General features: G+C 66.3%; 26 protein-coding genes. 17 read left to right on the forward strand and 9 right to left on the reverse strand.

Annotation, left to right across the window (positions count from 1 at the left end; all coding sequences use genetic code 11):
• The coding region (locus BLS11_RS16460; protein ID WP_139172813.1) for an NAD-dependent epimerase/dehydratase family protein at positions 1-364 on the reverse strand (364 nt) is incomplete at its 3' end.
• Positions 365-447: 83 nt separating this feature from the next.
• Positions 448-1,851: a dihydrolipoyl dehydrogenase family protein gene (locus BLS11_RS16465; RefSeq protein ID WP_092538892.1), complete on the reverse strand. Its 1,404-nt coding sequence runs from the start codon at positions 1,849-1,851 to the stop codon at positions 448-450.
• Positions 1,852-1,923: 72 nt separating this feature from the next.
• Between BLS11_RS16465 and BLS11_RS16470 the strand changes: the two genes are divergently transcribed.
• The 3 genes from BLS11_RS16470 (at position 1,924) to BLS11_RS16480 (ending at position 5,326) form a co-directional block, all read left to right on the forward strand.
• On the forward strand, positions 1,924-3,786 hold the full coding sequence (locus tag BLS11_RS16470) for a glycoside hydrolase family 15 protein (protein WP_092539104.1): 1,863 nt from the start codon (positions 1,924-1,926) through the stop codon (positions 3,784-3,786).
• Positions 3,787-3,929: 143 nt separating this feature from the next.
• On the forward strand, positions 3,930-4,868 hold the full coding sequence (locus BLS11_RS16475; RefSeq protein WP_092538893.1) for a complex I NDUFA9 subunit family protein: 939 nt from the start codon (positions 3,930-3,932) through the stop codon (positions 4,866-4,868).
• A complete protein-coding gene (locus BLS11_RS16480; RefSeq protein ID WP_092538894.1) occupies positions 4,868-5,326 on the forward strand; it encodes a hypothetical protein in 459 nt (152 codons plus the stop codon). Before BLS11_RS16475 ends, BLS11_RS16480 begins: the two co-directional genes overlap by 1 nt.
• Positions 5,327-5,451: 125 nt before the next feature.
• On the opposite strand, the gene BLS11_RS16485 is transcribed toward BLS11_RS16480, so the two are convergent.
• A complete protein-coding gene (locus BLS11_RS16485) occupies positions 5,452-6,579 on the reverse strand; it encodes an RNA ligase (RefSeq protein WP_092538895.1) in 1,128 nt (375 codons plus the stop codon).
• Between the two features lie 119 nt (positions 6,580-6,698).
• Between BLS11_RS16485 and BLS11_RS16490 the strand changes: the two genes are divergently transcribed.
• Together BLS11_RS16490 and BLS11_RS16495 are read left to right on the forward strand one after the other, a co-directional pair.
• A complete protein-coding gene (locus BLS11_RS16490; RefSeq protein WP_092538896.1) occupies positions 6,699-7,388 on the forward strand; it encodes an RNA ligase partner protein in 690 nt (229 codons plus the stop codon).
• Between the two features lie 189 nt (positions 7,389-7,577).
• Entirely contained in the window at positions 7,578-7,973 is a 396-nt protein-coding gene (locus BLS11_RS16495) for a DCC1-like thiol-disulfide oxidoreductase family protein (protein WP_092538897.1), read from the forward strand.
• Between the two features lie 68 nt (positions 7,974-8,041).
• On the opposite strand, the gene BLS11_RS19885 is transcribed toward BLS11_RS16495, so the two are convergent.
• Complete coding sequence (locus BLS11_RS19885) at positions 8,042-8,170, reverse strand: hypothetical protein (RefSeq protein WP_258555548.1); 129 nt, start codon at positions 8,168-8,170, stop codon at positions 8,042-8,044.
• Positions 8,171-8,276: 106 nt separating this feature from the next.
• Here BLS11_RS19885 and BLS11_RS16500 point away from each other — a divergent pair, with 106 nt between their 5' ends.
• The 4 genes from BLS11_RS16500 (at position 8,277) to BLS11_RS16510 (ending at position 11,028) form a co-directional block, all read left to right on the forward strand.
• Positions 8,277-8,750, forward strand: a complete 474-nt coding sequence (locus BLS11_RS16500; RefSeq protein WP_092538898.1) for an FKBP-type peptidyl-prolyl cis-trans isomerase — start codon at positions 8,277-8,279, stop codon at positions 8,748-8,750.
• A 234-nt stretch (positions 8,751-8,984) separates the two neighbouring features.
• Positions 8,985-9,137, forward strand: coding sequence for a hypothetical protein (locus tag BLS11_RS19535; protein ID WP_175454482.1), 153 nt, complete (start codon positions 8,985-8,987; stop codon positions 9,135-9,137).
• On the forward strand, positions 9,134-10,192 hold the full coding sequence (locus BLS11_RS16505) for an ATP-binding cassette domain-containing protein (RefSeq protein ID WP_092538899.1): 1,059 nt from the start codon (positions 9,134-9,136) through the stop codon (positions 10,190-10,192). The genes BLS11_RS19535 and BLS11_RS16505 overlap by 4 nt, the downstream gene beginning before the upstream one ends.
• A complete protein-coding gene (locus BLS11_RS16510) occupies positions 10,189-11,028 on the forward strand; it encodes an ABC transporter permease (protein WP_092538900.1) in 840 nt (279 codons plus the stop codon). Before BLS11_RS16505 ends, BLS11_RS16510 begins: the two co-directional genes overlap by 4 nt.
• A 212-nt stretch (positions 11,029-11,240) precedes the next feature.
• Here the strand turns inward: BLS11_RS16510 and BLS11_RS16515 are convergent, their stop codons facing one another.
• On the reverse strand, positions 11,241-11,819 hold the full coding sequence (locus BLS11_RS16515; protein ID WP_092539105.1) for a DUF8170 family protein: 579 nt from the start codon (positions 11,817-11,819) through the stop codon (positions 11,241-11,243).
• Between the two features lie 134 nt (positions 11,820-11,953).
• Here BLS11_RS16515 and BLS11_RS16520 point away from each other — a divergent pair, with 134 nt between their 5' ends.
• Positions 11,954-12,364, forward strand: coding sequence for a helix-turn-helix domain-containing protein (locus BLS11_RS16520; RefSeq protein WP_092538901.1), 411 nt, complete (start codon positions 11,954-11,956; stop codon positions 12,362-12,364).
• Positions 12,365-12,478: 114 nt separating this feature from the next.
• Positions 12,479-12,958 (forward strand): hypothetical protein, encoded by a 480-nt coding sequence (locus BLS11_RS16525; RefSeq protein ID WP_092538902.1) that lies wholly within the window; start codon positions 12,479-12,481, stop codon positions 12,956-12,958.
• A gap of 24 nt (positions 12,959-12,982) precedes the next feature.
• On the opposite strand, the gene BLS11_RS16530 is transcribed toward BLS11_RS16525, so the two are convergent.
• The 3 genes from BLS11_RS16530 to BLS11_RS16540 form a co-directional block, all read right to left on the reverse strand.
• On the reverse strand, positions 12,983-14,434 hold the full coding sequence (locus BLS11_RS16530) for an MATE family efflux transporter (protein WP_092538903.1): 1,452 nt from the start codon (positions 14,432-14,434) through the stop codon (positions 12,983-12,985).
• Positions 14,435-14,636: 202 nt separating this feature from the next.
• Positions 14,637-15,515 carry a metallophosphoesterase gene (locus BLS11_RS19640; protein ID WP_217629034.1) on the reverse strand — a complete coding sequence of 293 codons (879 nt, stop codon included), beginning with the start codon at positions 15,513-15,515 and terminating at the stop codon, positions 14,637-14,639.
• Positions 15,516-15,674: 159 nt separating this feature from the next.
• Positions 15,675-16,334, reverse strand: coding sequence for a helix-turn-helix domain-containing protein (locus BLS11_RS16540; RefSeq protein WP_092538904.1), 660 nt, complete (start codon positions 16,332-16,334; stop codon positions 15,675-15,677).
• 139 nt (positions 16,335-16,473) lie between these two features.
• Between BLS11_RS16540 and BLS11_RS16545 the strand changes: the two genes are divergently transcribed.
• Positions 16,474-17,793: a cytochrome P450 gene (locus BLS11_RS16545; RefSeq protein WP_245698996.1), complete on the forward strand. Its 1,320-nt coding sequence runs from the start codon at positions 16,474-16,476 to the stop codon at positions 17,791-17,793.
• 44 nt (positions 17,794-17,837) lie between these two features.
• Positions 17,838-19,298: a C1 domain-containing protein gene (locus BLS11_RS16550; protein ID WP_092538906.1), complete on the forward strand. Its 1,461-nt coding sequence runs from the start codon at positions 17,838-17,840 to the stop codon at positions 19,296-19,298.
• A gap of 29 nt (positions 19,299-19,327) precedes the next feature.
• On the opposite strand, the gene fer is transcribed toward BLS11_RS16550, so the two are convergent.
• On the reverse strand, positions 19,328-20,017 hold the full coding sequence (gene fer / locus BLS11_RS19890; RefSeq protein ID WP_092538907.1) for a ferredoxin Fer: 690 nt from the start codon (positions 20,015-20,017) through the stop codon (positions 19,328-19,330).
• A gap of 449 nt (positions 20,018-20,466) precedes the next feature.
• Between fer and BLS11_RS16560 the strand changes: the two genes are divergently transcribed.
• The 4 genes from BLS11_RS16560 (at position 20,467) to BLS11_RS16575 (ending at position 24,781) form a co-directional block, all read left to right on the forward strand.
• Positions 20,467-20,748 (forward strand): hypothetical protein, encoded by a 282-nt coding sequence (locus BLS11_RS16560; RefSeq protein WP_092538908.1) that lies wholly within the window; start codon positions 20,467-20,469, stop codon positions 20,746-20,748.
• Between the two features lie 776 nt (positions 20,749-21,524).
• Positions 21,525-22,736, forward strand: a complete 1,212-nt coding sequence (locus tag BLS11_RS16565; protein WP_092538909.1) for an ABC transporter substrate-binding protein — start codon at positions 21,525-21,527, stop codon at positions 22,734-22,736.
• Between the two features lie 3 nt (positions 22,737-22,739).
• Positions 22,740-23,852, forward strand: a complete 1,113-nt coding sequence (locus tag BLS11_RS16570) for a FecCD family ABC transporter permease (protein ID WP_092538910.1) — start codon at positions 22,740-22,742, stop codon at positions 23,850-23,852.
• Positions 23,852-24,781, forward strand: coding sequence for an ABC transporter ATP-binding protein (locus BLS11_RS16575; RefSeq protein WP_092538911.1), 930 nt, complete (start codon positions 23,852-23,854; stop codon positions 24,779-24,781). Before BLS11_RS16570 ends, BLS11_RS16575 begins: the two co-directional genes overlap by 1 nt.
• Positions 24,782-24,788: the final 7 nt, after the last annotated feature.

A 24,788-nucleotide genomic window follows, 5' to 3' on the forward strand; every position in this document is an offset into this window, starting at 1 on the left:
TCTCGGGGTCGTGTTCGTCGGCGGCGTTGTACATCCCCACGGCGTGGTTCGAACTCGCGAACACCATCCGGTCGACGCCGTTCTCGACCATCGCGTCGAGGACGTTCTTCGTCCCCTCGATGTTGGTCTGAGAGACCGCCTCCCACTCCGAATCCGGCGAGGACGCTCCCGCGAGGTGAACCACGACGTCGACGTCGTCTATCTTCTCTCGGACGTCGTCGGAGTCGGTCACGTCGAGGAGTTCGCTCTCTATCTCCTCGGTCTCCGAGTGGGTGAACGGGACGACGGTGTGGTCGTCGCCGAACGCGTCGAGCACTTCCCGGCCCACGTTCCCGGCCGCCCCCGTGAGTGCGATGCGTGCCATCTCTCGTCCGAAGACGGTTCGCGCGCGAAAAGTCGTTGTGGCCCTCCTATCCCTCTTTTACGGGAACATCACAACAGGGTACGTCAGATCCCGGACGCGGCGACGCCTGTCACGTCGCGGAACGCCCCTTGGACCACCTCCGAAAGCGCCGGGTGGACGTGGATGGTCTCGGCGAGGGTGGTCGCGTCCGCCCCCGCGGCGACGGCGGTGCTGACCTCGTGAATGAGCGACGACGCCTCCGGGCCGACGACGTGGACGCCGAGAATCTCCCCGTCGTCGGCGACGATGGCCTTCGCGAACCCGCCCTTGTTGTCGATTCCGCCGCCCAACGCCTGCTCCTCGTAGGAGTACGTCCCGACGTCGTACTCGACGTCCTCGCCTATCTCGGCCTCCGTCTTCCCCAGACTCCCCACCTCCGGCGACCCGAATATCGCGTGGGCCATCCCCGGGTAGGACACCTCCCGTTCGTTGCCCCGCACGGCGTTTTCGACGGCGTACTCGGCCTCCTTGTCGCCGGAGTGTTTGAACATGTAGTTGCCGGCGACGTCGCCGATGGCCCACACCCCCTCGACGGACGTTCGGAGGTACTCGTCCGTCTCCACGAACCCCTTCTCGTCCGTCTCGATGCCGGCGGCCGAGACGTTCCACAGGTCCGAGTTCGGCCGTCGTCCGGTCGCGACGAGGAGTTCGTCGCCCGCGACGGTTATCTCCTCGCCGCCCTCGGACTCGGCGGTGACGCGCTTTTCGCCGCCCTCGTCGGCCATCTCCGTCACCGTGTACCCCAACCGGAGTTCGTGTTCCTCCCGGTAGGCGTCGGTGACCTGTTCGGCGATATCCGCGTCTTCCCGGTCGACGAGTGTCTCGCCGTGGCCGACGATGGTCACGTCCGACCCCATCTGCGAGAAGAAGTGACCCATCTCGACGGCGATGTACCCGCCGCCGACGATTACGAGTCGGTCGGGGAGTCCGTCGATTTCGCCGGTCAACACCTCGGCGCTGGTGAGGTAGTCCACCCGGTCGGTCCCGTCGATGGAGTCGGGTACCGTCGGCCGAGAGCCACCGGCGAGGACGATTCTGTCGGCTGATAGCCGCCCGCCGCCGGTGTCGTCGTCGCCGCTCACCTCGACGGTGTGTTCGTCGACGAAGCGTCCCTCAGCCCGATAGAGCGTCAGCCGGTCGTTCTTTCGGGCGCGTTCGGCCTTCGACTCGGCCTTTTCGGCCATCGTCTGCGCGACGCCGTCGACGACGTCCGCGAACGCGACGCCGTCGAGAGACGCCTCGACGCCGAACTGCTCGGCGTTGCGCACCGTTTCGGCGACGTTCGCGCTGTGAATCAGCCGCTTCGAGGGGTTACAGCCCCGGTTGAGACAGGTTCCGCCGAGCCTCCCTCGTTCGACCAACGCCACGTCCAATCCCTCCGCTGTGGCCTCCGAGGCGACGATGTTCCCCGTGCCGCCGCCCAGAACAATTAGGTCGTACTCCTCCATAGGTGTCTGTGTGAATTCCTCCCATCGTCACTTCTGCATTTGGGCAGCGCGAACGACGGGACGCGCGTACCGATGACCGACGGGCGGTTCACGCCGATAGAGGAGTACGGATTCGTCGGGAATCTGGAGACGTGCGCGCTCGTCGCGCCAAACGGCTCCGTCGACTGGTTCCCGTTCCCCCACGTCGAGGGTCCGAGCATCCTCGCGGCGGTTCTCGACCCCGACAGAGGCGGCCGCTTTCGGGTGAGTCCGACCGGGCCGTTCGAGGGGAGCCAACGGTACGTCGAGCGGACGAACGTCCTCGAAACGACGTTCGACGCCGCGGGCGGAACGGCGACGGTGACCGACTTCTTCCCGCCCGCGGGGAAGGTCGACCACCCGAAGAAGGTGCTCTACCGTAAAGTCGACTGCACCGAGGGGAGTGTCGACCTCCAAGTCGAGTACGAACCGAAGTTCGACTACGGACGCGCCGACACCGCGTTCGTTCGGACCGAGAAGGGAGTCCGCGCCGAGGGTGCCGACGAACGGACGCTCTTGGAGGTTCCGACCGACCTCGACGTCGCCGACGACCGCGTGACCGGCACGCTCGCCGTCGAGGAGGGAGACACGGAGTGGGTGTTGCTCCGCTGTACCGGCGCCGAGGACGCCGACACGGACCCGGAGGGAGCGCTCGCGGACACGATACGCTACTGGAGAGAGTGGGTGGAGACCTGTCGCGACGAGGGGTCGGGCTGCATCTTCGAGGGACCGTGGCACGACCTCGCGGTACGGTCGGGACTCGCGCTCAAACTCCTCACGCACGAGGAGACGGGGGCCATCGCGGCCGCACCCACGACGTCGCTCCCGGAGGATATCGGCGGCGTCAGAAACTGGGACTACCGGTTCAACTGGCTCCGCGACGCCGGGTTCACCGTACAGGCGCTGTCGAGTCTCGGAAACGCCGAGGGAGCGACCGAGTACTTCGAGTGGTTCGTGGACCTCTGTCGGGCGGACGACCCGGAGGCGATTCAACCGCTGTACGGTCTCCACGGCGATTCGGACCTCGACGAGACCGAACTCGACCACCTCGACGGCTATCGGAACTCCCGCCCGGTGCGAATCGGCAACGACGCGGCCGACCAGACGCAACTCGACATCTACGGCGAACTGCTTCTCGCGGTCGACGAGGTGCTCCAACTCGGCCGCGAGTTGGACGACGAGGAGTGGGAGACCGTTCGAAACATCGTCGAGTACGTCCGCGACGTCTGGGACGAACCAGACGCCGGAATCTGGGAAGTTCGGGGCGCGGAGAGACAGTTCGTCTACTCGAAGGTGATGTGTTGGGTCGCGCTCGACCGGGGTATCGACGTCGCGACGACCTACGGCTACGAGGCTCCCGTCGACGAGTGGCGGGACACCCGCGAGACTATCGAGGAGGACGTACTCGAAAACGGGTACGACGAGGACGTCGGCGCGTTCGTGCAAGCGTACGACACCGACGCTCTGGACGCGACCGGGCTGCTGATACCTATCGTCGGCTTTCTGCCGTTCGACGACGAGCGAGTGCAGAATACGATCGAGGCGATAGAAGACCGGCTCTTGGAGGGGGAGGTCCTCGTACGACGGTACGACGGAGACGACGGCCTGCCGGGCGACGAGGGGGCGTTCGTCCTCTGCTCGTGTTGGCTGATCGACGCGCTCGCGCTCTCCGGACGCATCGAGGAGGCCGCCGACCGGTTCGAATCGCTCACCGAGTACGTCAGTTCGCTCGGTCTCCTCGCCGAGGAGGTAGACGCGGACGCCGGCGCGCAGCTCGGGAACTATCCCCAAGCGTTCAGTCACATCGGACTCGTCAACAGCACACTCTATCTGGGTCACGTGCGCGGGTACGAGTCGCCGGGGGCGGAGCCGATGGGAGTCCGCCTCGGCGACCCAGTAGATCCGGAGGACGGATAGCGACGCTCTGCCTCCGCGCCGACGGTGAACTCGCGCTGCTGCCGGTGACCCCGTCCCGTCGTGCCGCGCCGCGACACCTGTGTCACTCGGTGGCCGAGGTGACCGGCGGTGACGTAATACCCACCGGCGTCCTATCGAGTAGTATGAACGTTCTCGTCGTCGGCGGGTCGGGATTCGTCGGCACCGAACTCCGCCGCGAACTGGTCGAACGCGGACACGCCGTCACCGTCCTCTCCCGCGACCCGGACGTAGACTCCGACGCCGGAGGCGACGTTCGAGCGGTGAGCGGTGACGTGACCGACTACGACTCCATCGAGTCGGCGTTCGAAGGACAGGACGCAGTCGTCAACCTCGTCGCCCTCTCGCCGTTGTTCAAACCGAACGGCGGCGACGAGATGCACGACAGGGTCCACCGCGGCGGCACCGAGAACGTCGTCGCCGCGGCGGAAGCCCACGGCGTCGAACGACTCGTGCAGATGAGCGCACTCGGGGCCGACCCCGACGGGCCGACCGCCTACATCCGCGCGAAAGGGGCCGCAGAACGCGTCGTCCGCGAGTCGTCGCTGGAGTGGGCCGTCGTCCGCCCCTCGGTCGTCTTCGGCGACGGCGGCGAGTTCGTCTCCTTCACGAAGACGCTCACGACGCCGTACGTGACGGGGTTGCCCGGCGGCGGGAAGACGCGCTTCCAACCCATCTGGCTCGGTGACCTCGCGCCGATGCTGGCCGACTGCGTCGAACGCGACGAACACGTCGGGGAGACGTACGAACTCGGCGGCCCGGAGGTGCTCACCCTCGCTGAGGTGGCGAAACTCGCCTACCGCGCGGAGGGGAAGTCGCTCCGCGTCCTCCCCGTCCCGATGGTGCTGGCTCGAATCGGACTCACCCTCGGCGGGATGATTCCGGGATTCCCGATGGGCGCGGACCAGTACCGGTCGCTCCGGTTCGACAACACCGTCGCGGAGAACGACGTTCGCGCGTTCGGCGTCGGCCCCGGTGACCTCCGGACGCTCTCGGACTACCTCGGCGTCGGCGACGGAGCGTCCGAGTCGGAGTCGTCGCACTCCGCCGAGAGCGTGGCGTGATGGTCGCCGTTCCGTCGCTTCGGCGGGTCGCCCGCGTCGCCGCCGTCGCCGCAGGTCTGTCCGGCGGACTCGGCTTCCTCTCTCTGATGGGCGCGTTCGGTCCCATCTCCTGTTGGACCTCACAGTCGAGCACTGACGGCGGCGAAACCACCGTCTCACGGGGGTGTTCGGCCGGAATCGACTACCTGCTGAGCGGTGCCGGCGGCAACGCCCCGGTGTTGTTCTTCTGGGCGATGGTTCTTCTCGTCGTCGTCGCGGTGGGCGTCTCCGCCGCGTGGACCGGCCGCCGCCGCGTCGTCTGGCTGACGGTCCTCGTCGGCGTCGTCGTCTCGATTATCGGCCTCATGAGCATCGGGTGGTACTTCGTCCTCCCGACGCTGTCTCTCTCGGTCGCCGCGGTGGCTCTCACCGTCGCGGCGCGTCGCGGCGACGACGGCGGACCGCGGACGGCGACGTAGCGTAGAGTCCCTCTCCTCCTCTCCCCCCCATACCCCCTCCCCTCACCACCTCACCCTCGCGTCGCCTCCGACCGCCACGCCGCGCCTCTCTTCCTCTCTCCCCGACCGCCGCGCCTCTCTCCTCGTCACTCGTCGTACGTTCCCCCTTCGAGGTAGTACTGAACGCGGTCCGTCGTCGACTCGGCGACCTTGACGAACTCTACGACCCGTTCTCCGTCCTCGCGGCAGTCATCCTCCACTTCGAGCGTCATCGACAGGTCGCTCAGGTGATCGAAGAGTGCGTCGATGGCCTCCGGGTCGCCCCGGACCGTGTGCCGTTCGCCGGCCGCCTCTCCGTCCCTCACGTCCTCGATGGTCTCGACCATGGGGAGAAGGATAGACTCTCCGAGGTCGCGGGCCCGTTCCCGGAGACGAGCGTCGTCCTCGTCGAACTCTGCGGCCTGAAACGCCTCTCGGACGACGCGCGAGAAGACGAAGTCGCGTCCGCGTTCGAAAGGGAGCGAGAACGCGTAGGCGAGGTCATCGTGGTGTTGCGACTCGGTCGTGTACTTGACCATCGACTCGCAGTCGGGCGATTTCAGCACCACGCCCTCCCGGTCGGCCGCGTCGAGTTCTTCGATCACCGACCGAACTTCCTCCGCCGCCGCCGCCGTCTCGTACGGCCCGAAGAGGCGCGGCTGGGGGAACTCGTACTCTTCGCAGAGCGCGCGCCGCTCCTCGACCGAGAGCGGCGCTCCCGACTCGCGGTCCCGGATGCCGAACACCCGCACTGAGTTGGTGTCGACCCCCGCGTAGTCGTGCGTCGTGTACGGCGTCTCCGGCCCGATCAGTTCCGCACAGAGCATCTTCTCGGGGTGGTCGGCGAAGAACGCCGACAGGTCGAGCAGTTCCCGCACCCGCGCGGTCGTGTACGGGCAGACGTATCCGCCCCGCGTGAACGCGAGGGGTTCGCCGACGTCGGCCACCCGGACGTTGAACCCGTCGAGTTTCTCCTCGGCGAAGACCGTCTCTTCCTCCTCGAAGAACGACGAGACGCCGGTGTCGAGCACGAGGATACGAGGGGTACTGGGGTAGCCGCGAACGACGGCGTCGGCGTCCTCGAAGAGGACGGTCCCTCGCTCGACGCCGTGGCGGGCGTCGGACATGACGTAGTACGTCCGGCCGTCGACGCACCGCTGTTCGAGGTGTTCGAACAGTTCCGACGGATTCTCGGCGGTCGTCTCCAACCGCTCGTAGTACTCCCGTTCGTCCATACAGTAGCGGAGGGTCTTGCCGGTGAAAAGAATCGGGATGGTCGCTTCGAACTCCGACGCTCGCCGTTCTGCGTCGGCGGAGGATGACGCCTTTACCCCTCAGGTGCGAACTGGCGACTATGCCGACCGACCTCCCGCGCCAACAGTTCGTGCTCGACACGTCCCTGTTCATCACGGAGGAGATTCGCGAAGACGGGGAGACGCTCGAAGAGGCGGTGCTCCGCCTGTTAGACCTCGTCGCGACCGCGAGGCTGGAACTCAACATCTCCTGTCACATGCCGCCGTCCATCCACGACGAACTCGGGACGATGCTGCGCGACAGGGACGTCGACGACGAGGTGTTCTCGCGGCTCGATACGTGGGTCGTCCGGAAGAGTCCGGACCGCTACGGCGTCAGCATCCCCGCCAACGTCGTCTACAACTTCATCGACGAGATGAGCGACCGGGTCGATCGAGGGTTGCGAGTCTCCGAACAAGCGCTCCGGGAGGTGGAGCGACTCGACCCGGAGGATATGAAGCGACAGGTGGACGACGACGGGGAGAACGAGTACATGACGGAGGCCGACCGCGTCCTCTCGCGGATGCGGGACAAGTACCGACGGGCGCTCCGACAGGGCGTTCTCGACTCCCGAGAGGACTTCGACCTCCTCGTCCTCGCGCGGGAACTGGAGGCCGGCGTCGTCACCGAAGACAGGGGCATCATCTCCTGGGCGGACGAGTTCGGCCTTCGGTACGTCCGAGGCGGGCGCTTTCCGACGCTCTTGGAGGAGTACCTGCGCGCGACCGGCGCCGAGGGCTACGAACGGTGACGCGAGAACCGTCGACGGCCGTCGACCGGTGAGCGGCCTTCGCCGACTCCCGTGCCGACGCTCGGTCGAACAGCGCTACGGCTTCCGGACGTCGGAGTCGCCGTTCGATCGATCCGACGAACGGTCCGTTCGTGTTCTGTTTCCCGACGGAAGAAGTACCGATTAGTAGCTCTCGTCCGTTGTCGCGTTATGGAGTATCCGGTGTTCGTCTTCGACGACGACTGCGGGTTCTGTACGTGGTGGGCGGAAGCTTTCGAAGGCTACGCGACGGTTCGGACCGTCGGCTTCTCCGAGTTGAATCCGGAACTCCGGGAGCGCTTGCCCGACGATTACCGCGAGTGTTCGCACCTGGTGACCGAGGGAACGGTGTACTCGTGCGGCGCGTCGACCGAGGAGGCGTTACTCCGCACCGGTCCGGGGTCGTTCGTTCGACCCGTCGTCGAACGCCTCCGCGAGTTCGAGGTCTACAGGGGTCTCCGCGAGTGGGGGTATCGGCAAGGAGCGGACAACCGTGTTTTCTGGGGAAAGGTGCTGTCGAGGACGCCGCCGGCGAGGACGGCGCACGAGACGGAAACCGACGAGTGAGCGCTGGTCGCTAAACTATCGGGAGTCGTCGGCGAACGCGGGAGAACGAGTAGGGTACGTCTGTCAGCCTACGCGAGGTCTTTTGCTTCCGATTCGCAGACCGGCGAGCAGTACGGTCCCGCCGTCGCGTTCGCGTCGGGGTACGCGCTGAACGCTTCGGCGCACGTCGCGCATTCGTACTCCTCGTATGCGGACATACACGAACGACTAGATTCGGGACGGTCAAAAATCCTCCTGACGAGACCGAGGACGGGGATGACGAAGATGGCGGAGTTTATGCCGTTGCTCGCCCGACGGCCGACTATGGCTATCGAACCGGGCGACCGCGTCACCGTCGAGTACGTGGGTCGCTTCGAGGACGGCAGCGTTTTCGACACGTCGGACTACGAAGTCGCCGAGGACTCCGGCCTGTTGGGGGCGCGCGGCGAAGACCGGACCGACTACTCGCCGCTCTCCTTTACGGTCGGGGAGGGCGAGGTCATCGAGGGTCTCGAAACGGGCGTCGTCGGGATGGAAGCCGGCGAGGAGGCCACCCTGACGGTCCCGCCGGAGGAGGCGTACGGCGAGTTCGACGCAGACAGGGTGCGGGAGTACGACGCGGAGTCGTTCGAGGGGATGGTCGGCCGGTCGCCGGAGGTTGGCCTGCACGTCCACGCCCAGAACGGCCTGCACGGCGACGTGACCGCCGTCAGAGACGACACCGTGGAGGTGGACTTCAACCACGAACTCGCCGGTAAGACGCTCGTCTTCGAGGTGGAAGTCGTGGACGTCGAGTGAGACGCGGGCGGAGAGACGCACCCTCCGGACCGGTTACGAACCGAGTATCACCGCCGATATTTTAGGCGCTGATTCTGGCTCTATGGGGCCTGAAAGACACGAAAACAGTGGTTTAGGTAAACGGTTTAGTAGGTACGGAGCGTATAAACTAGTGGATGGTCGAACCCCCCACGACGCCCTGAATTCCCACGCGATATTCGATGCGCTGGCCGACCGTCCGGAGAGTGACTACCAGTGATAGACGACGGTACCAGCCGACGAGAGAGGACGGAGAACGAGACGACCGACCTGCGGAGCACGACGATGCGCCGCACCATCGGGACGGACGCGACTACGAGGTGCAACGAGTTCCTCGGTAAACTCGGCGCTCCGGCGGTGGCGGCATGAACGGAAGCGAACTCGGCGAGACGACGGTCGGAACGGCGACGAACTCCGAGGCGAACGACTCGGAACGCCTCGCCATCGAAACCATCGGTCTGCGGAAGTCCTTCGGAGACGTCGTCGCCGTAGACGGCGTCGACTTGCGGATTCCGCGCGGTACCGTCTACGGCCTCCTCGGCCCGAACGGGGCCGGAAAGACCACGACGATCCGGCTGCTCACGACGCTGCTCCGCCCGGACTCGGGCACCGCGACCGTCCTCGGCCACGACGTCGTGACCGAGGCGGCCGAGGTCCGATCGAAGGTGGCTCTCACGGGTCAGTACGCCTCGGTCGACGAGGACCTCACCGGTCGGGAGAACCTCGTCCTCGTGGCCCGACTTCTCGGACTCTCGTGGCGGGCCGCGCGGAGTCGGGCCGACGAACTGCTCACGACCTTCGGTCTCGCGGACGCCGCAGACCGTCAGGTGCGGACGTACTCCGGCGGCATGCGACGCCGTCTCGACGTCGCGGCGAGCCTCGTCGTCACGCCAGAGGTCCTGTTCTTGGACGAACCGACGACCGGTCTCGACCCGCGGAGCCGGAATCAGGTCTGGGACATCGTGCGCGCCATCGCCGCCCACGGGACCACCGTACTCCTGACGACGCAGTACCTCGACGAGGCTGACCGACTGGCCGACCGACTCGCCGTCGTCGACGAGGGGCGCGTCATCGCCGAGGGGACGAGTCGCGAACTGAAGGCGGCGGTGGGCGCGAACCGATTGGACGTTCGCCTCCGGGACGCCGGTCAGAGAATCGAGGCGGAGACCATCCTGACCGACGTCCTCGGCGTCGAACTCCTCGACGGAGCGGACCGGGACACGCTCTCTGTGAGCGTCCCGACCGAGGAGCGCGCCGCGGAAGCGCTGACCGCACTCGCCGACGCCGGCGTTCGCGCCGCCGAGTTCTCGCTCGGACAGGCGAGTCTCGACGAGGTGTTCTTGGCGCTCACCGGACGCCCCGCGCGAGAAGGGGGCGAACGCGGCGATGCGGCGGACGCCGAGGCGGCGGAGGTGCGGCCGTGAGCGCCGGGACGGAGGACTCTCTGCTCCCCGCCGAGGACGGGTTCGACGGCGCCCTCTCGCGGAGCGAACGCCCGCCCCGCGCGGGGGCCGTCTCCGCGTCGCTCACCCTCGGGTGGCGTGCGCTCCTGAAAATCAAGCACGTCCCGTTCCAACTGTTCGACGTCACGGCGTTCCCCATCATGTTCACGCTGTCGTTTACCTACCTCTTCGGGGGCGCTCTGGCGGGGTCGCCGCAGGAGTACATCCAGTTCCTCCTGCCGGGAATCTTGGTGCAGACCATCGTCTTCATCACCGTCTACACGGGCTTCGGACTCAACACGGACCTCGACAACGGGCTCTTCGACCGCTTCCAGTCGCTCCCGATATGGCAACCCGCGCCCATCGTCGGCGCACTCTTGGGCGACGTCGTCCGGTACTGCATCGCCGCGTTCGTGGTGGTCGGACTCGGCGTCGCGCTCGGATTCCGCCCGGGGGCGGGCGTCCTCGGGATACTCCTCGGACTCGCGCTGGTGCTCGTCTTCGCGTTCAGCCTGTCGTGGATATGGATTCTCGTCGGGCTGTCGGTCGAGAAGCCGGAGTCGGTCATGACGATGAGCTTCGTGCTTCTGTTCCCGCTCACGTTCGTGAGCAACATCTTCGTCGACCCGGCGACGATGCCCCCGTGGCTTCAGACCGTCGTAGCCCTCAATCCCGTCACGCACCTCGTCGACGCCACCCGGGGCTTCATGCACGGCGGCGTCGCGTTCGCGGACGTCGTGTGGGTCTTCGCCGCCTCTGCCATCATCGTCGCCGTGTTCGCGCCGCTCTCGATGCGGAAGTACCGGCAGGAGCGGTGAAACACGGCGAAGTAACCTCGTTTTTCGATGCGAGCCGTCGTCTCCGAGGCCGGTTTCCGGTCGCGGTGACGGACGAACGAATCGCGTTCGGGTTCGTCGGCGCGCTTCTCCCGTTCAGGCGGGTGGATAGGCAGATTCGACAGGAACTCCCTGACTGGGAGGTTCGCGTCCGGTTTCCGCGGACGCGCGGAGGACGTCCGTCCCGCCTGCCGTCACGGAAGGTCCTCCGCGCAGTCTATCAGGTCCTCCTCCGTCTCCCACCGACACAACCGCCCGGCGTCGGCCAGCATCTCGAAGATGGCCGTCTGCATCCCGCTGTACGGGCGGTCGACGTCCGCGTCGGTGTCCACCGACTCGGCGTCCAGGCCCTCGTACTCCCGCTTGAGGACGTGAGTCTTCCGGAAGTATTCCTCCAGTGCGGTGAAGTAGCCCTGTTCGACGAGGAACCCGCCGTGTGCGTGTTCCGCGACGCCGACGATGGCGTCGGCGTAGTCCGCGAGAATCCGGAACTTCAGGTAGGTGTTGGTCCACTCGCTCCGAACGTCGACCATCAGGAAGGCGTACGCGCCCGGACGGCGGTTCAAGCGGTCCTTCACCAGTTGGAGGCGGCGAATCTCCGGTTGCCCGTAACTCCCGAGGACGAAGTACGCCCGGTCGGCGGAGAAAATCGGCGCGAGTTCCGCGACGCTGTGTTTGAGGGCCTCGTACTCCTCCGGCGTGAGCGACGCGTCCCGCAGATATCGGTCGGCTCTCTCGGCGAGTTCCTCGACGGTGACCGACTCCTCGCTCATCGTCTCGAACTCCCGTTCGCCGCGCTTCAATGTACCGACTGAGTCGCCGACTACATCGCTCCACACCGTATCGCTTCTAACTAATTCGCGTTTGAGCGAAACGCTTTTGGACGAACTGCCCGAACGCAGACGTAATGAGCACTCCCGACCGACCGCCGAGCGACTTAGACTCCGTGCGAGAGCGACTCAACGTCGTGACGCAGGAGACGCGCTTCTCGCTCGTACAGGACATCCTCGGTCACCCGTCGGGGTTGCCGACGCTGAAAGAACTCGACTACGTGAACCCCAGCAGGAGTCGGACGACGATTCGCCAACACCTCCGGAAACTCGTCGACGCGGGCGTCGTCGAGGAGGTGTCGCTCCCCGAGGACCGCCGGCGCAACGACCTGCCGTACAAGTTCTACGGCATCAGCGACGCGGGTCGCCGGTTCCTCGAAGAACACAAACTGCTCCGGGCCGAGGAGACGCTTCAGACGGTGTACGAACGGGTCGAGAAGACCGACGAAATCGAGCGGTACGAGAACGCGCCCCGACCCGAGCGCTGAATCGCTCGCCGCTCTCTCTTCCTTCGGACTTCCGACGGTCGCCGGCGGCGACGCCACTCGCTGTCTCCTCCGCCGACGGGTGTCGTAAAGACCGAGCTTTCCCTACTACTCGCCGTGTCTCCGTCCGACTTCTCCGCCCTACGCGTCGCCCGAATCGCCGCGGGGGCCGCCGCGGCGACCGGGCTGTACGGCGTTCTCGCTCTGAGCGGCGTCGTCGGGGCCGTCGCCTGCCCGGCGGACTCCGCCGCCGGCGAGGGAACGAACGGTCGGGGCGGCGAGGTGGCTGCGGCCGCGGCCGCCGCGCGGACCTGTCCCGGCGGACTGGCGTACGTCCTCGACGGCGCGGGCGGCAGAGCCCCGGAACTGTTCGTCTGGCCGGCGGTGCTCCTCGGACTCGTCGCCGTCGGTGCCGTCGCGGTGTGGACCGGTCGCCGTCGCCTCGCGTGGACGACGGTTTTCGCCGGTCTCGCCGCCTCCGGCGTCGGATTTCTGAGCGTCGGGCGGTACTTCCTGCCCCCGACGCTGTTCCTTCTCGTCGGTGCGGTAGCCCTCTCCGTGGAGGCGAGTCGCGGACCCGACGGTTCGGGGGAGTGAAGAGTCGGAAAAGAGGTTCGAGACTCAGTCGGCGGGTTCCGGCCGGTACGACCGGCTGATGGCCTTCCAGTGGCCGGCGGCGTAGCGGTGGTAGGTGACGACGGCGGGGACGAACGTCTCCAAGACGAGGCCGGCGTACAGCGCGCCGATTCCCAGCGGCGTCACGGCGCTCAGGTAGGGAAGCGGCACCGAGGCGGCGCCGAGGTAGATGACGGGCAGCGCGAACACGTACAGTCCGAGCACCTGCCCGTAGAACGGCCAACTCGTGTCGCCGCTTGCGCGGAGCGGTCCGGTCGCACCGCCGGAGACGCCGCGGAACACGACGCTGACGCAGGCGACGACGATGAACGTCGTCACCATCGGGAGGATGGTGGGGTCGTTGACGTAGACGCTCCCCACCTGTTCGGCGAAGAGGAGGACGGACGCCGCCACGAGGAGGTAGACGGCGGTGCCGAACACGATGACGTCGCGCCCGTACGCGTCCGCGCCCTTCTCGTCACCGATGCCGAGTTCTTGACCGACGAGACTGCTGGACGCTATCGAGAAGCCCCACCCGGGGGTGTCCATCAGGTCGCGGACGCGGCGGGCGATGACGTACGCGGCGACGACGTTCGGGCCGAACATGGCGATAAGGGCGAGCATCGGGAACTGCGCCGCCCGTCGAGCGACGTTCGTGAACACGAGGGGCGCGCCGATGTCGAGGACGTCGCGCACCTCGTCGGCCGTCGCGTACGGCCGTCCGATATCGACGGAGATGGGGAACTCGCCGAGCACCGGGAGTCGGTACCCGGCCAGTCCGACCGCGAACACGGCGAGAGCGAGGACGTTCGCGACCACCGTTCCGATTGCCGCGCCGACGACGCCCATCCCGAGGCCGAATATCAACGCCGCGTTTATGCCGATGTTGACGACGGCGCCGCCCCCGCGGACCATCATGGGCGTCCACGCGTCGTCCGCGCCGACGAGCGTCCGACTCGCGATGAGGTTGAGACCGGCGAAGGGGACGCCGAGAGCGACGACTCGGAGGTAGTCCGCGCCGTACGCCAGCGACGCGCCCTCGCCGCCGACGAGTCCGACGAGCGTCTCGGGAACCGCCGCGTAGAGGGCGGCGAGGGGGAGCGTCACGGCGACGGCGATGAGCGCGCTCGTCGTCACCGCAAGCGAGAGCCTGTCGCTCGCGCCGGCGCCGAACCGCTGTGAGACGAGGCTGATAGTCGCGCCGGCGATGCCGCTCCCGGCGGCGAACACGACGCCCCAGAACGGCGTCGCGAACCCGACGCCCGCGATGGCGGCCGGACCGAGGGCGATGCCGACCATCGCCACGTCCGCCGCGGACTTCGACATCCGGGTGATTCCGGTGACGATTCGCGGCCACGCCAAGTCTGTCGTCTGCTCGACGCGCCGGGAGCTAATCAGCCCGAACCGCGCGAGCAGATAACCGACCGAGAGGAGAACCCAACGAAACGGATTCGGCAATCGCCTTCCTAGAACTGCCACAGCGAGTGTTTCGATTCGAGGCCCTAAAGCGCTTCATATCTGGGGTGTATTTCAGGATTTATTCGCACGTTATCGCTTGTCTCAGGGATTCTACTTCGAATATCGGGAACGGCAACCGTGGCACCGACGGCCACGGTACGGACGCTCGGACGGCCGCCGATTGTGCCCCGACGTTCGACGCTCACTCCGACAGCGACACTCGCTCCACCGACCCGTCGGACCCCCGGACCAGCGCCTCGATGGCGGATTCGGTCGCCACCGTCACCGACTCGCCGCCCGGCGTGCCCTCGTTCACGCGGATGGTGTTCGCGTTGACGACCGCTCCCTTTCGGGTGGGACGGTCGGTCTTCGTGTGGCCGACGACCTGCGGCGGGGCGTCCTCGGCCATGTGCTGGAAGTCCATCCAGACGAGGCCGGCGTCGGCCCCTCTGACGCTCTCCGAACCCATTCCGACGACGCTCTCGGCGTCGCCGTACGCCTCCTCCTGTGCGTCGACCCACCCCTCGGTGCCGGATTCGAGCCCGCGCTTCAGTTTCTCGCCGGCCCCGCGGAGCGTCTCGTTCACCGCCGCGACGGAGAACGGCCGGTTCGACCCGGCGTGGACGTACGTCCGCCCGTACGCCTCGAACGCGACGGCGAGTCGTCCGGCGGCGACGTCTTCGAGTATCCGCTTCCGTATCTCCGCCGGCGGGTCGGCGGAGTACCAGTACTCCCAGTGGTAGACGTGGGGAAAGAGCACGTTCGCCTCGTGGTTCCCGAGGAGGTGGACGACGTGGCCCGGCGGGGCCTCCTCGCGGAGTCGCCACACCGTCTCCAACGTCTCGGTGTTCGACGGGCCGCGGTCTACGGTGTCGCCGAGGAAGACGAGGACGTACTCGTCGCCGCCGGCCCAGTGGAGTCGCCCCTCCTCGTCGGCGTCCACGAGGGGCCGGTCGAACGCCTCGCCGACCAGTTCGAGCGCCGACTTCGCGTCCGAGAGGTAGCCGTGGATGTCGGAGACGGACACCACCGTCGGCGCGTCCGCGTCGATATCCGAGAGCGATTCGGGGGCGAGCGTCATCGCATCACCGGCCCGGCGACGGAAACGCTGTTTACGAGTTTCATACACCGACCGTCCGAGAGCGGAACCATAATCGCTCGGGTCGTCGCAGTCTCGGCCGACGCTGCCTCCGGACGGCGTGTCTCGAACGGTCTCGCCGCGACGCCCCGCCGACGCGCTTCACTCGACGTACGCCGTGACGAGTCGGCGCTCGATTCGCTGGAGTCTGTCGCTCACCGTGCCCGCAGAGAGGCCGAGTTCCGACGCGAGTTCCCGGTGAGTCGTCTCGCGCGGCACCTCGTAGTACCCCTCCCGAACGGCGAGTTCCAGAAGTTCCGCCTGCCCGTCCGTCAGTACCTCGGCGAACTCCCCGGCGGTCGGTCGGTACGTCCCTATCTCTTCGAGTTCCAGTTCGACCGCCGCTGGCAGTTCCGAGACGGCCCGTCGGATGCCGGCCCCCGTGCCGATGAGCGTGAACCGGTAGCCCCGTCGCCCGTCGACCTCCCGGTGCGCTATCGGCCAGTCGAGGACGATGTCGTGCGCGTAGAGAAGCGAGAGGAGGTCGCCTATCAGCCCGACGCTCCGACACCGGAGGTACGCGACGCCGCTTCCGTCCGTCCCCGTCACGTCGTACCCGAGAACCTCGTCGGCGGCGTCCAACAACCGCTCCGCCGCCGAGAGGTCGCCCCGCAAGTCGACGAGGACGACGTACCGGCCGTCCTCGATGGGTCCCATGTGGCGAGTCGATTCGATGGCCACCGACTCCGACCGGCCGAAGCGGTCCAGAACCGGCGCTATCTGTACGTCCGTCTCCGTCAGTACGAGCGTCGCGTATCTCATCGGTTCGTCTCCGCGGGCGTCGTCGGCGCCTCGCGGCCTCGATAGGCGTTGCTCGCTCCGTTACCTAAAAGGATTTCTAGCATCCTAGGAATCAGCCCCAAACGGCTCCCCGCCATAGGGACAGTCGATGCAACACGAGATGCCGCCGGGCCCACGCGGACTTCCGGTTCTCGGGGCCGACCCCGCGATGATTCGCGGCGGTCTGGAGTTCACTTCGCGCATGGCCCGGGAGTACGGCGACGTCGTCCACTGGGACGGCGTTCGGGGAGACGTCTACCAGATCAACCACCCCGACGACATCGAACGCGTCCTCGTGCAGAACAACCAGAACTACGTGAAGGGCGAGAGCTTCCAGAAGATTCTCGGCCCCCTCACCGGGAACGGCATCCTCAACAGCGAAGGCGAGGAGTGGCGGCGCAACCGCCACCTCGTCCAACCGGCGTTCCACCCGGACCGCATCGAGGAGTACGCCGAGATGATGACCGCCTTCACCGAAGAGATGTGCGGTCGGTGGTCGGACGGCGAACGGCGACTGATTCACGACGACATGATGGAGTTGACGCTCCGAATCGTCGCGAAGGCGCTGTTCGGCGTGGACGTCGAGGACCGCTTCGAGGAGATAAGCGACGCCATCGATACGTTCCTCCCCGCCACGTCGAGTCTTCCGAACATCCTCCTCCCGGAGGAGGTGCCCCTCCCCTCGCGCCGGAAGATGCGCGAGGCGCGACAGACGCTCGACGACGTGGTGACGGAGATCATCCGGGAACGCCGCGCGGACCCGGGTAACGACGTCGTCTCGATGCTGCTGTCGGCGGCCGACGAGGAGGGCAACTCCCTCAGCGACGACCAGATTCGCGACGAGATAATCACGCTCCTCACGGCCGGTCACGAGACGACGGCAGTCTCGCTGACGTACACTACCTACCTCCTCTCGCAACACCCGAAAGTGGAGCAACGACTCGTGGCAGAACTCGACGAGGTGCTCGACGGCCGGACGCCGACGATGGCCGACGTTCCCCAGTTGACGTACACCGAACAGGTGGTCAAAGAGTCGATGCGCCTCTACCCGCCGGTACCGAGAGTCGTCCGCGAGGCGGTCGAACCCGACACGCTCGGCGGGTACGAGATTCCCGCCGGCGCGACGATCCAGATGAGTCAGTGGGTCGTCCACCGCGACTCCCGGTGGTACGACGACGCCCTCTCGTTCGAGCCCGAACGCTGGACCGACGAGTTAGAGCAGTCGCTCCCCCGGTTGGCGTACTTCCCGTTCGCGGCGGGGCCGCGCCGGTGCATCGGCGACCGGTTCGCCATGCTCGAAGCGCGCCTCCTCTTGGCGACCATCTACCAGAACTACCACCTCGAACTGGTCTCGGACCGCAACCTCGAAGTGATACCGACGGTCACCTCCCGGCCCAAGGAGGAAGTCGTGATGGTCGCCCGCGAGCGTTCGGCCGACTGAGTCCGGGCCGCACAGTATATCCGTCTCTGCGCCCGCTTGTCGGTATGGCCGCCTACCAGTGCTCCGCGTGCGGAGAGACGGTTCCGAGGGCGAGACGATGCGTCGAGTGCGGTGCCGAGACTGACGTCGACTGCGCGCCGTCGGAGGACGCGTACCTGGACGGGCTGACGAGACGACTCAGCGAGCAGGCGGCCGCGGCGGACCACGATAGCGTCTCGTTCGACGCCGTCCGCTCGGATTACGACGTGTACGACCGGCCGCTCGGCGGGTACCTCTACCCCGAGGAACGGCCGATGGCCGTCTTCGGACTAGGCGAGACCGTAATCACGAGTTTCACGGAGGACTCCTGGACGGTGAAGGCGGGACTCCTGAAGTCGGGCCATCTCCTCGTGACCGAGGACCGCCTCCTGTCCGTGACGCCGGACGCACCGACTACGCAGCTCGTCCCCGTCGATTTCGCCGACGTGGTGGCTATCGAACGAGAGTCGTCGTGGTTGGACTCCGTGCTCTCCGTCGAACTCGCCGACGGGTACACCTACGAGTACCATCTCGAACGGACGCCCGACGAGGAGATGGACGCCGCGCTGGCGTTGCTTCGGGAGCTGAGCGACGGACGGAGCTCCGCGGAGACGGAGGCCGCCCGGTTCGTCCGAGACGTGGACGACGTCGTCGCGGCCGGCAACTCCGCCGAGACGGTCCTCCGCGACGTCGCGGACCTGTTCGCCGAACGGGACGAGGAGACGGTGTTCGACCACCTCGTCGCCGAAGCGGACTCCGTAGACGAACTGTTCGTCGCGCTCTCGAACGCGCCGAACGTGGGTCCGCCGGCCGGCGAGGCGACGAGCGAAGACGAACGTGAAGGCGAAGACGGCGGTGCGTTGCCCGTTCGCCGGTCCCGGTTCTCGAACCTGCGACACCGAGTCGCGTACACCGCACAGAACGCGGATCCCGCCGAAGTGGGGAAGTACACCCTCGCCGCCGGATTCGGGTTCGGGGCGGCCGCCGTCTCGGCCCCCATCTCCACGCCGGTCGGTCTCGCGGCCATCGCCGCGGGTGGGGCGGCGACGGGCGCGTACGCGAGCGCTCACCCGGACTCGCTGGCTGCCCGAATCGACCCTATCGCGCTCGCACTCAGCGCGAAGACCGCTGGTCGGCGCTTGGACGCTAGCCCCGTTCCCGCCGGTGCGGGTACCGGCGCCGCCTTGGGTGCGATTGAACATCTCGGAGACGAGGCGGTCCCGGCCGAGTACGCGCACTGGTTCGCGGAGGCGGACTTCGACGCCATCGTCGAGGGTGCCGAGTTGGCGGCGCGCGAAGCCGCTCGGTCCGAAGCGTACGGAGACCGGAACCGCGCGGCGATAGTCGGTGGCGGTGTCGGACTCGCGTCCGGGTACGTAGACGACGCTACGTTGGACGAACTCGAAGGACTCCTCGACGACGACCTGTACGAAGCGTTACTGCCCGCAGACGAGAGCGAGGAGACGGAGCCCGACGGGCGAGACTGAGAGGGTTCGCTCGGTAGTCCGGTCCACGCTCAGTCGTTGAGATGCGCCCGCTCGAACCGGTCGGGCGGGAGTTTGAGTTCGTCGAGGTTCGGGAGGTGTTTGACGTTGTAGACGACCTTCATCTCGTCGGTGACGGGACCGTTGAGACAGGAGAGCCTGATTCCGTCCGCTATCATCTCGGAGGGGAGGATGTTGCTCGAATCCATCTCCATCTCCCCGTCGATGACCGCGACGGCGCAGTTCGCACACGCCCCGCCCCGGCAGGCGTACGGCCACGCGAACCCCTGTTCCTCGGCCGCCTCCAGGAGCGACTGGTTCGGTTCGACCGTTATCTCGCCGTAGTCCGCCGGGTCCAACCCCGCGGCGGACGCCTTCTCGAACAGGTCGTCGTCGTCCAGTTTCCACCCGTGGTCGTCGAGGACTTCGTAGTTGAGGAACTCGACGCGCGACTCCTCGGACTCCTCCTCGCCGCCCTCGTCGCCTCCGGTTTCGTCCGCGTTTCCCCTCCGCCACGGACGGTCCGCGTCCGCGCCGTCGTCCGTACCGGTCTCCTCGTATCCGTCGAGAATCTCCCTGTACGCCGCGTAGACCGCTTTAAACTCCTCGGCGGACCCGCCGTGGTCCGGGTGGGACTCTTTCACCCGGCGCCTGTACGCTCGCTCGATTTCCGCGTCGTCCGCATCCGAATCGACTCCTAAAATCTCGAACGGGGACTCCACGCCTAGGGGTGGGGCGATGAGAATCATAAATCCTCTCCCTGCCGCCCCGTCGCGGGAATTTGCGCACCGCCGAGGGAGTTCGGACCCTTCGTTCAGAGTGAAAACGGCGCGGGAGGCGTCGGCGACGCCGAACGCGGACTCGACGCGGCCGAGACCGTTAAATAGCATAGAAGAGGGACTCTACCGACAGAATCACTTCGTCGGTTCACCGTGAACTCGCGTCTCGCCGGTCGCGTTTTCACCCTGAACGAGGGGTGTCCCGGTTCGACGCGCCTCCGGTACGGGCGTGCGACTGAAACGGCGGCGACTCTCGGAGCGCCGACCGAGACGCCTCGGGCCTTCCTTCGTCCGCGTCTCTTCTCTCGCCCCCTTTCGGGACAACCTGACCGGACGGTCCGCCGGGTAGTCGGAAGACAGATATATATCAATGGAAATTCAATTGTCTGCTAATGGAGTTCGTCGGCATCGTAGCGGTGGCGACCATTCTCGGCGTGTCCGGATACAACGTGAGAACCGCGTACGGGAGTCGTTCGTGGGCGAATCTGGCGGTACATATTCTGGGACTGTTCGCCGCGAGTCTGGGGGCCGTCGAGTTTTTCGGGCTCCGAGTACCTCTCGGAGTCGCCCCCGCCAGCGGAATCAAGATAATTGCTCTCCTGATGGCTCTGATACTGCTGGCTAACTATCTGCTGCAGCGATTCGCTCCGCGCGCGCGGCGCAGTTCCGGCTAATTCGGCGTCGTGTCCCGATACTCCCCGCGAGTAGAACACCCCCGCCTCCCCGACGATATCGGCTGTCGGAAGCGACCGGGTGAGAATCGTCGTGCCCCGGTCGACGAACACGACGTGCGGTTCTCTCTCGTTAGGAGAACAAATGTAATTGGACGAACGTGGCTGCGAACGTTCGGTGGTACTCGAGGAGGCAACCGTCCGGAGGGAGCTCGCGAATTCTTTAGGCTACTGCCTCCTGACTCGGCTATGTAGGATATCCCACGAGACGAGGACTACACTCGACAGCGAACGGAGTCAAAGTTCGGGATCCGTTCGATAGACTGCTCGATAATCGACGGATGTGCTATTCCTACGGGTAGGAGGCAGATATCGTCCATCGATAGGCGAACGCACACACGCACATCCACTTTACTGGACGTAGATTTGTCTAATTATTTCCGTCGAAGGACTACCGATCGAACTCGGTGAACGGGTTCACTGCGGCGTCGTACTATCCTGAGGGGAAGTTTCTCTTCCCGTTCTCGGGACCGGTCCGGTCGAAATGAAAATGTATTAGGCCAACCTAAAACAAACTCTTCGAGAGGTGCCGGAACCGAATCTGGATGCTGGGGATCGTACGTTCCGTAATCGACGCGGAGACGTCTCTCACCAGCCGATTCGGTGCCGTCTCCGGGAGAGCGGTACTCCCGAAACTCGCCTCGTTTCGGATGACCTCTCTGTTTTAGGCCATCCTAAAAATCGGAACTGTTAATGTGTTTTAGGCGAGCCTAAACTATATGGCACGTAGACGCCAGGTACTCGCAGGAAGCGCAGGACTGCTAGCTGCTCTCGCGGGGTGCTCCGGCGGCACCGGAGGCGGTTCCGAAAGCGAGACCGAAGCGCAGACGACGGCGGCGGAGACGCGGACCGAACAACCGACGGAGGGCGAGGAGACGACCACGGAGAGCGCCACTCCGTACACGGTCGAGATCGCCCCCCACGGCGAGTTCACGTTCGAGGAAGTCCCCGAGACGTACTCGGTCATCCCCAGCGTCTTTCTGGACATCGGGATGGCGCTCGGCAAGCAGCCCGTGGCGGCGACGGACATGGCTCGCGCGCCGCGGAAGATGTACGACATCCTCCCGGACGTCACCTTCAACGAGGACGACATCATGGCGCTGGCGTCCGGTTCCGAGTCGGGGTACGACAAGGAGAACTTCTACGCCGCCGACCCCGACGTCAACCTCATCGACCCCCGGGGGCTGAGTCGCTTCACCGACTGGGACGACTCCGACATCCAGGAGATCGAGGACGCGACCGGCCCGTTCGTCGGGTCGTCCATCCGGTTCGGACCGACCCATCCGTTCGGAAACCAACAGGACACCTACTACGGACTCTACGATGTCTTCGAGAAGGTCGCGCAGGTCTTCCAGCGCCAAGAGCGGTATCGGGCCTGGAAGTCGCTGCACGACGAGTTCGTGGAGAACATCGAGTCCCAACTGCCGCCGGAGGACGAGCGTCCCTCGGTCATCGCACTGTGGCGCGGCGTCGACCCCTCCTCCGGGCAGTTCTACCCCTCGCCCCTTCACCAGTACCACAACCAGACTAAGCCGCTCTACCGCCTCGGCCTGAAGGACGGGTTCGACGAGGAGATTCCCGGCGGCGGCACTATCGGCTACGAGGAACTGCTCGACCACGACCCCGACTACATCGCCGCCGTCGGTTCGCTGACGTCCGACACGCACGAGGAGTTCGTCAGTAACATCGTCGAACCCTTCGAGAACAATCCGAACGGGCAGGACCTCACCGCCGTTCAGGAAGGGAACTTCATCCGTATCGGCGGCCAGTATCAGGGTCCCATCGTCGACCTCTTCGCCACGGAGGCGGCCGCAAAGCAGGTCTGGCCCGACCGGTTCGGCGAGTGGCCGGGTCCGGTCAGCGACGTACCCGAGGACGAACAGTTGTTCGACCGTCAGGAAGTCAGCGACATCATCAACGGAAACTTCTAGGAGATGGCGAAGGTATTCGACCGACTCGCGCAGCTCCGCGTCAGGGGACGCGACTGGTACGCCACCTCGAAGCTCGGTCTCATCGTCGTCGGCAGCCTCGGAATCCTGCTGGCGTCGACGATTCTGCAGGTGAGCTTCGGCGCGTACCCGCTGACGCTGGGCGAGGCGTGGCACACGGTGTTCGATACGGAGGTGCTGTTCAGCACCGACGTCTGGCGGTGGGCGCTGTTGGGCGCGAACGTCCCGGAGTGGCTGACCCGCCAGCAGCTCGTCGTGTGGAACCTCCGACTGCCGCGCATCCTCGTCGGCGTCATCGTCGGCGCGAACCTCGCGGTTTCGGGCGCTATCTTCCAGATACTCACGCGCAACGAACTCGCGAGCCCCTACATCCTCGGCGTCAGCGACGGCGCCGGACTGGTCGTGCTCGTCACGCTCACCGCGTTCTTCAGCCTCAAGCCGCTGCTGCCAGTGCTCGCGGCGATAGGCGGCGGGCTCGCGTTCCTGCTCGTGTACGCCATCGCGTGGAAGAACGGCACCAGTCCCGTGCGACTCGTGCTCGCGGGCGTCGTGGTCGGCACCGTCTTCGGGTCCGTCCAACGGGCGCTGTTTTTCTTCATCGACGACCTCGCCATCGCCATGTCCGCGCAGGCGTGGCTCTCGGGCACTCTCCTGAACGCAGGGTGGGAGGAAGTCCGAATCGCGCTCCCGTTTACGGTCGTAGCCCTGGCGCTGGCGTTCGCCGTGACACAGGAGTTAGACGTTCTACTGCTGGGCGAGGACAGGGCCGACTCGCTGGGGATGCCCGTCGAGAAGGTGCGGTTCGCGGTCGCCGGCATCGGCGTCCTCTCGACGGCGGCCGCGATCGCCGTCGCGGGCCTCATCGGCTTCGTCGGACTCATCGTCCCGCACATGGTGCGCAACATCGTCGGCAGCGATTCGAAGACGCTGCTTTTGGGCTGTCTGTTCCTGGGCCCGGCGCTGTTGGTCGGCGCGGACGTCGGCGCTCGACTCGCGTTGAGCCCGGTCCAGCTCCCGGTCGGCGTCATCACCGGCATCGTCGGCGGTCCGTACTTCCTCTATCTCATGCGGAAGAAGGCGAACTTGGGTGGTGTCTGATGACCGAGGGACGCCCACCCCGAGTCGAACGGGAGTCGGCCGACGGGGAATCCACGGAACGACCCGCAGACGGCGGCGGTACGGCTCCGCCGGATACGACGGACACCGCCTTCAGCGGAACGGACCTCGTCGTCGGCTATCCCGGACTGGACGAACCGGTCATCGACGGGGAGTCGATCGCCGTCCCGCCGGACGAGGTGACCGCGCTCATCGGCCCGAACGGAAGCGGCAAAAGCACGCTGCTCAAAGGTCTCGCGAACAAGATTTCGCCCGACGACGGGACGGTCCTGCTCGACGGGCGAGCTGTCGACTCGTACGGGTCGAAAGAGCTCGCCCGCAAGCTCGGGTTGCTCTCCCAAGAGAACGCCGTCCCCGCGGGAATCTCGGTCGGGGACCTCGTCGAGCGCGGGCGCTACCCCCACACAGGGTTCTTCGAGTCGCTGTCGGACGAGGACCGGGCGGCCGTCGACGACGCCATCCGACTCGCCGGCATCGAGCACCTCCGCGAACGCGACGTCGATAGCCTCAGCGGCGGCCAAAAGCAGTTGGTGTGGATAGCGATGGCGCTCGCACAGGACACCGACGTGTTACTGCTCGACGAACCGACCACGTTCCTCGACCCGCACCACCAACTCGAGGTGATGCAGATCGTGGAGACGCTCCGCGACGAGAGCGAGATGACCGTCGTGCTCGTCCTCCACGACATCGGGCAAGCGGCGCGGTACGCCGACAACGTCGTCGCGCTCAAGGACGGCTCGGTGTACGCCCGCGGGCCGCCCGAGGAAGTCGTCACGAGACGGCTCCTCGCCGACGTCTTCGACATCGACGCGGCGGTCGTGGACACGGAGTACGGTCCGCAGATAGTGCCGTTAGAACCCCTCGACGACGACGTTCGGAGCGAGGACGGTGCCGCCGGCGGCGGCGACTGACTAACGC

The sequence above is a fragment of the Halopelagius longus genome, assembly GCF_900100875.1.
In the GTDB taxonomy this organism is placed as follows: domain Archaea; phylum Halobacteriota; class Halobacteria; order Halobacteriales; family Haloferacaceae; genus Halopelagius; species Halopelagius longus.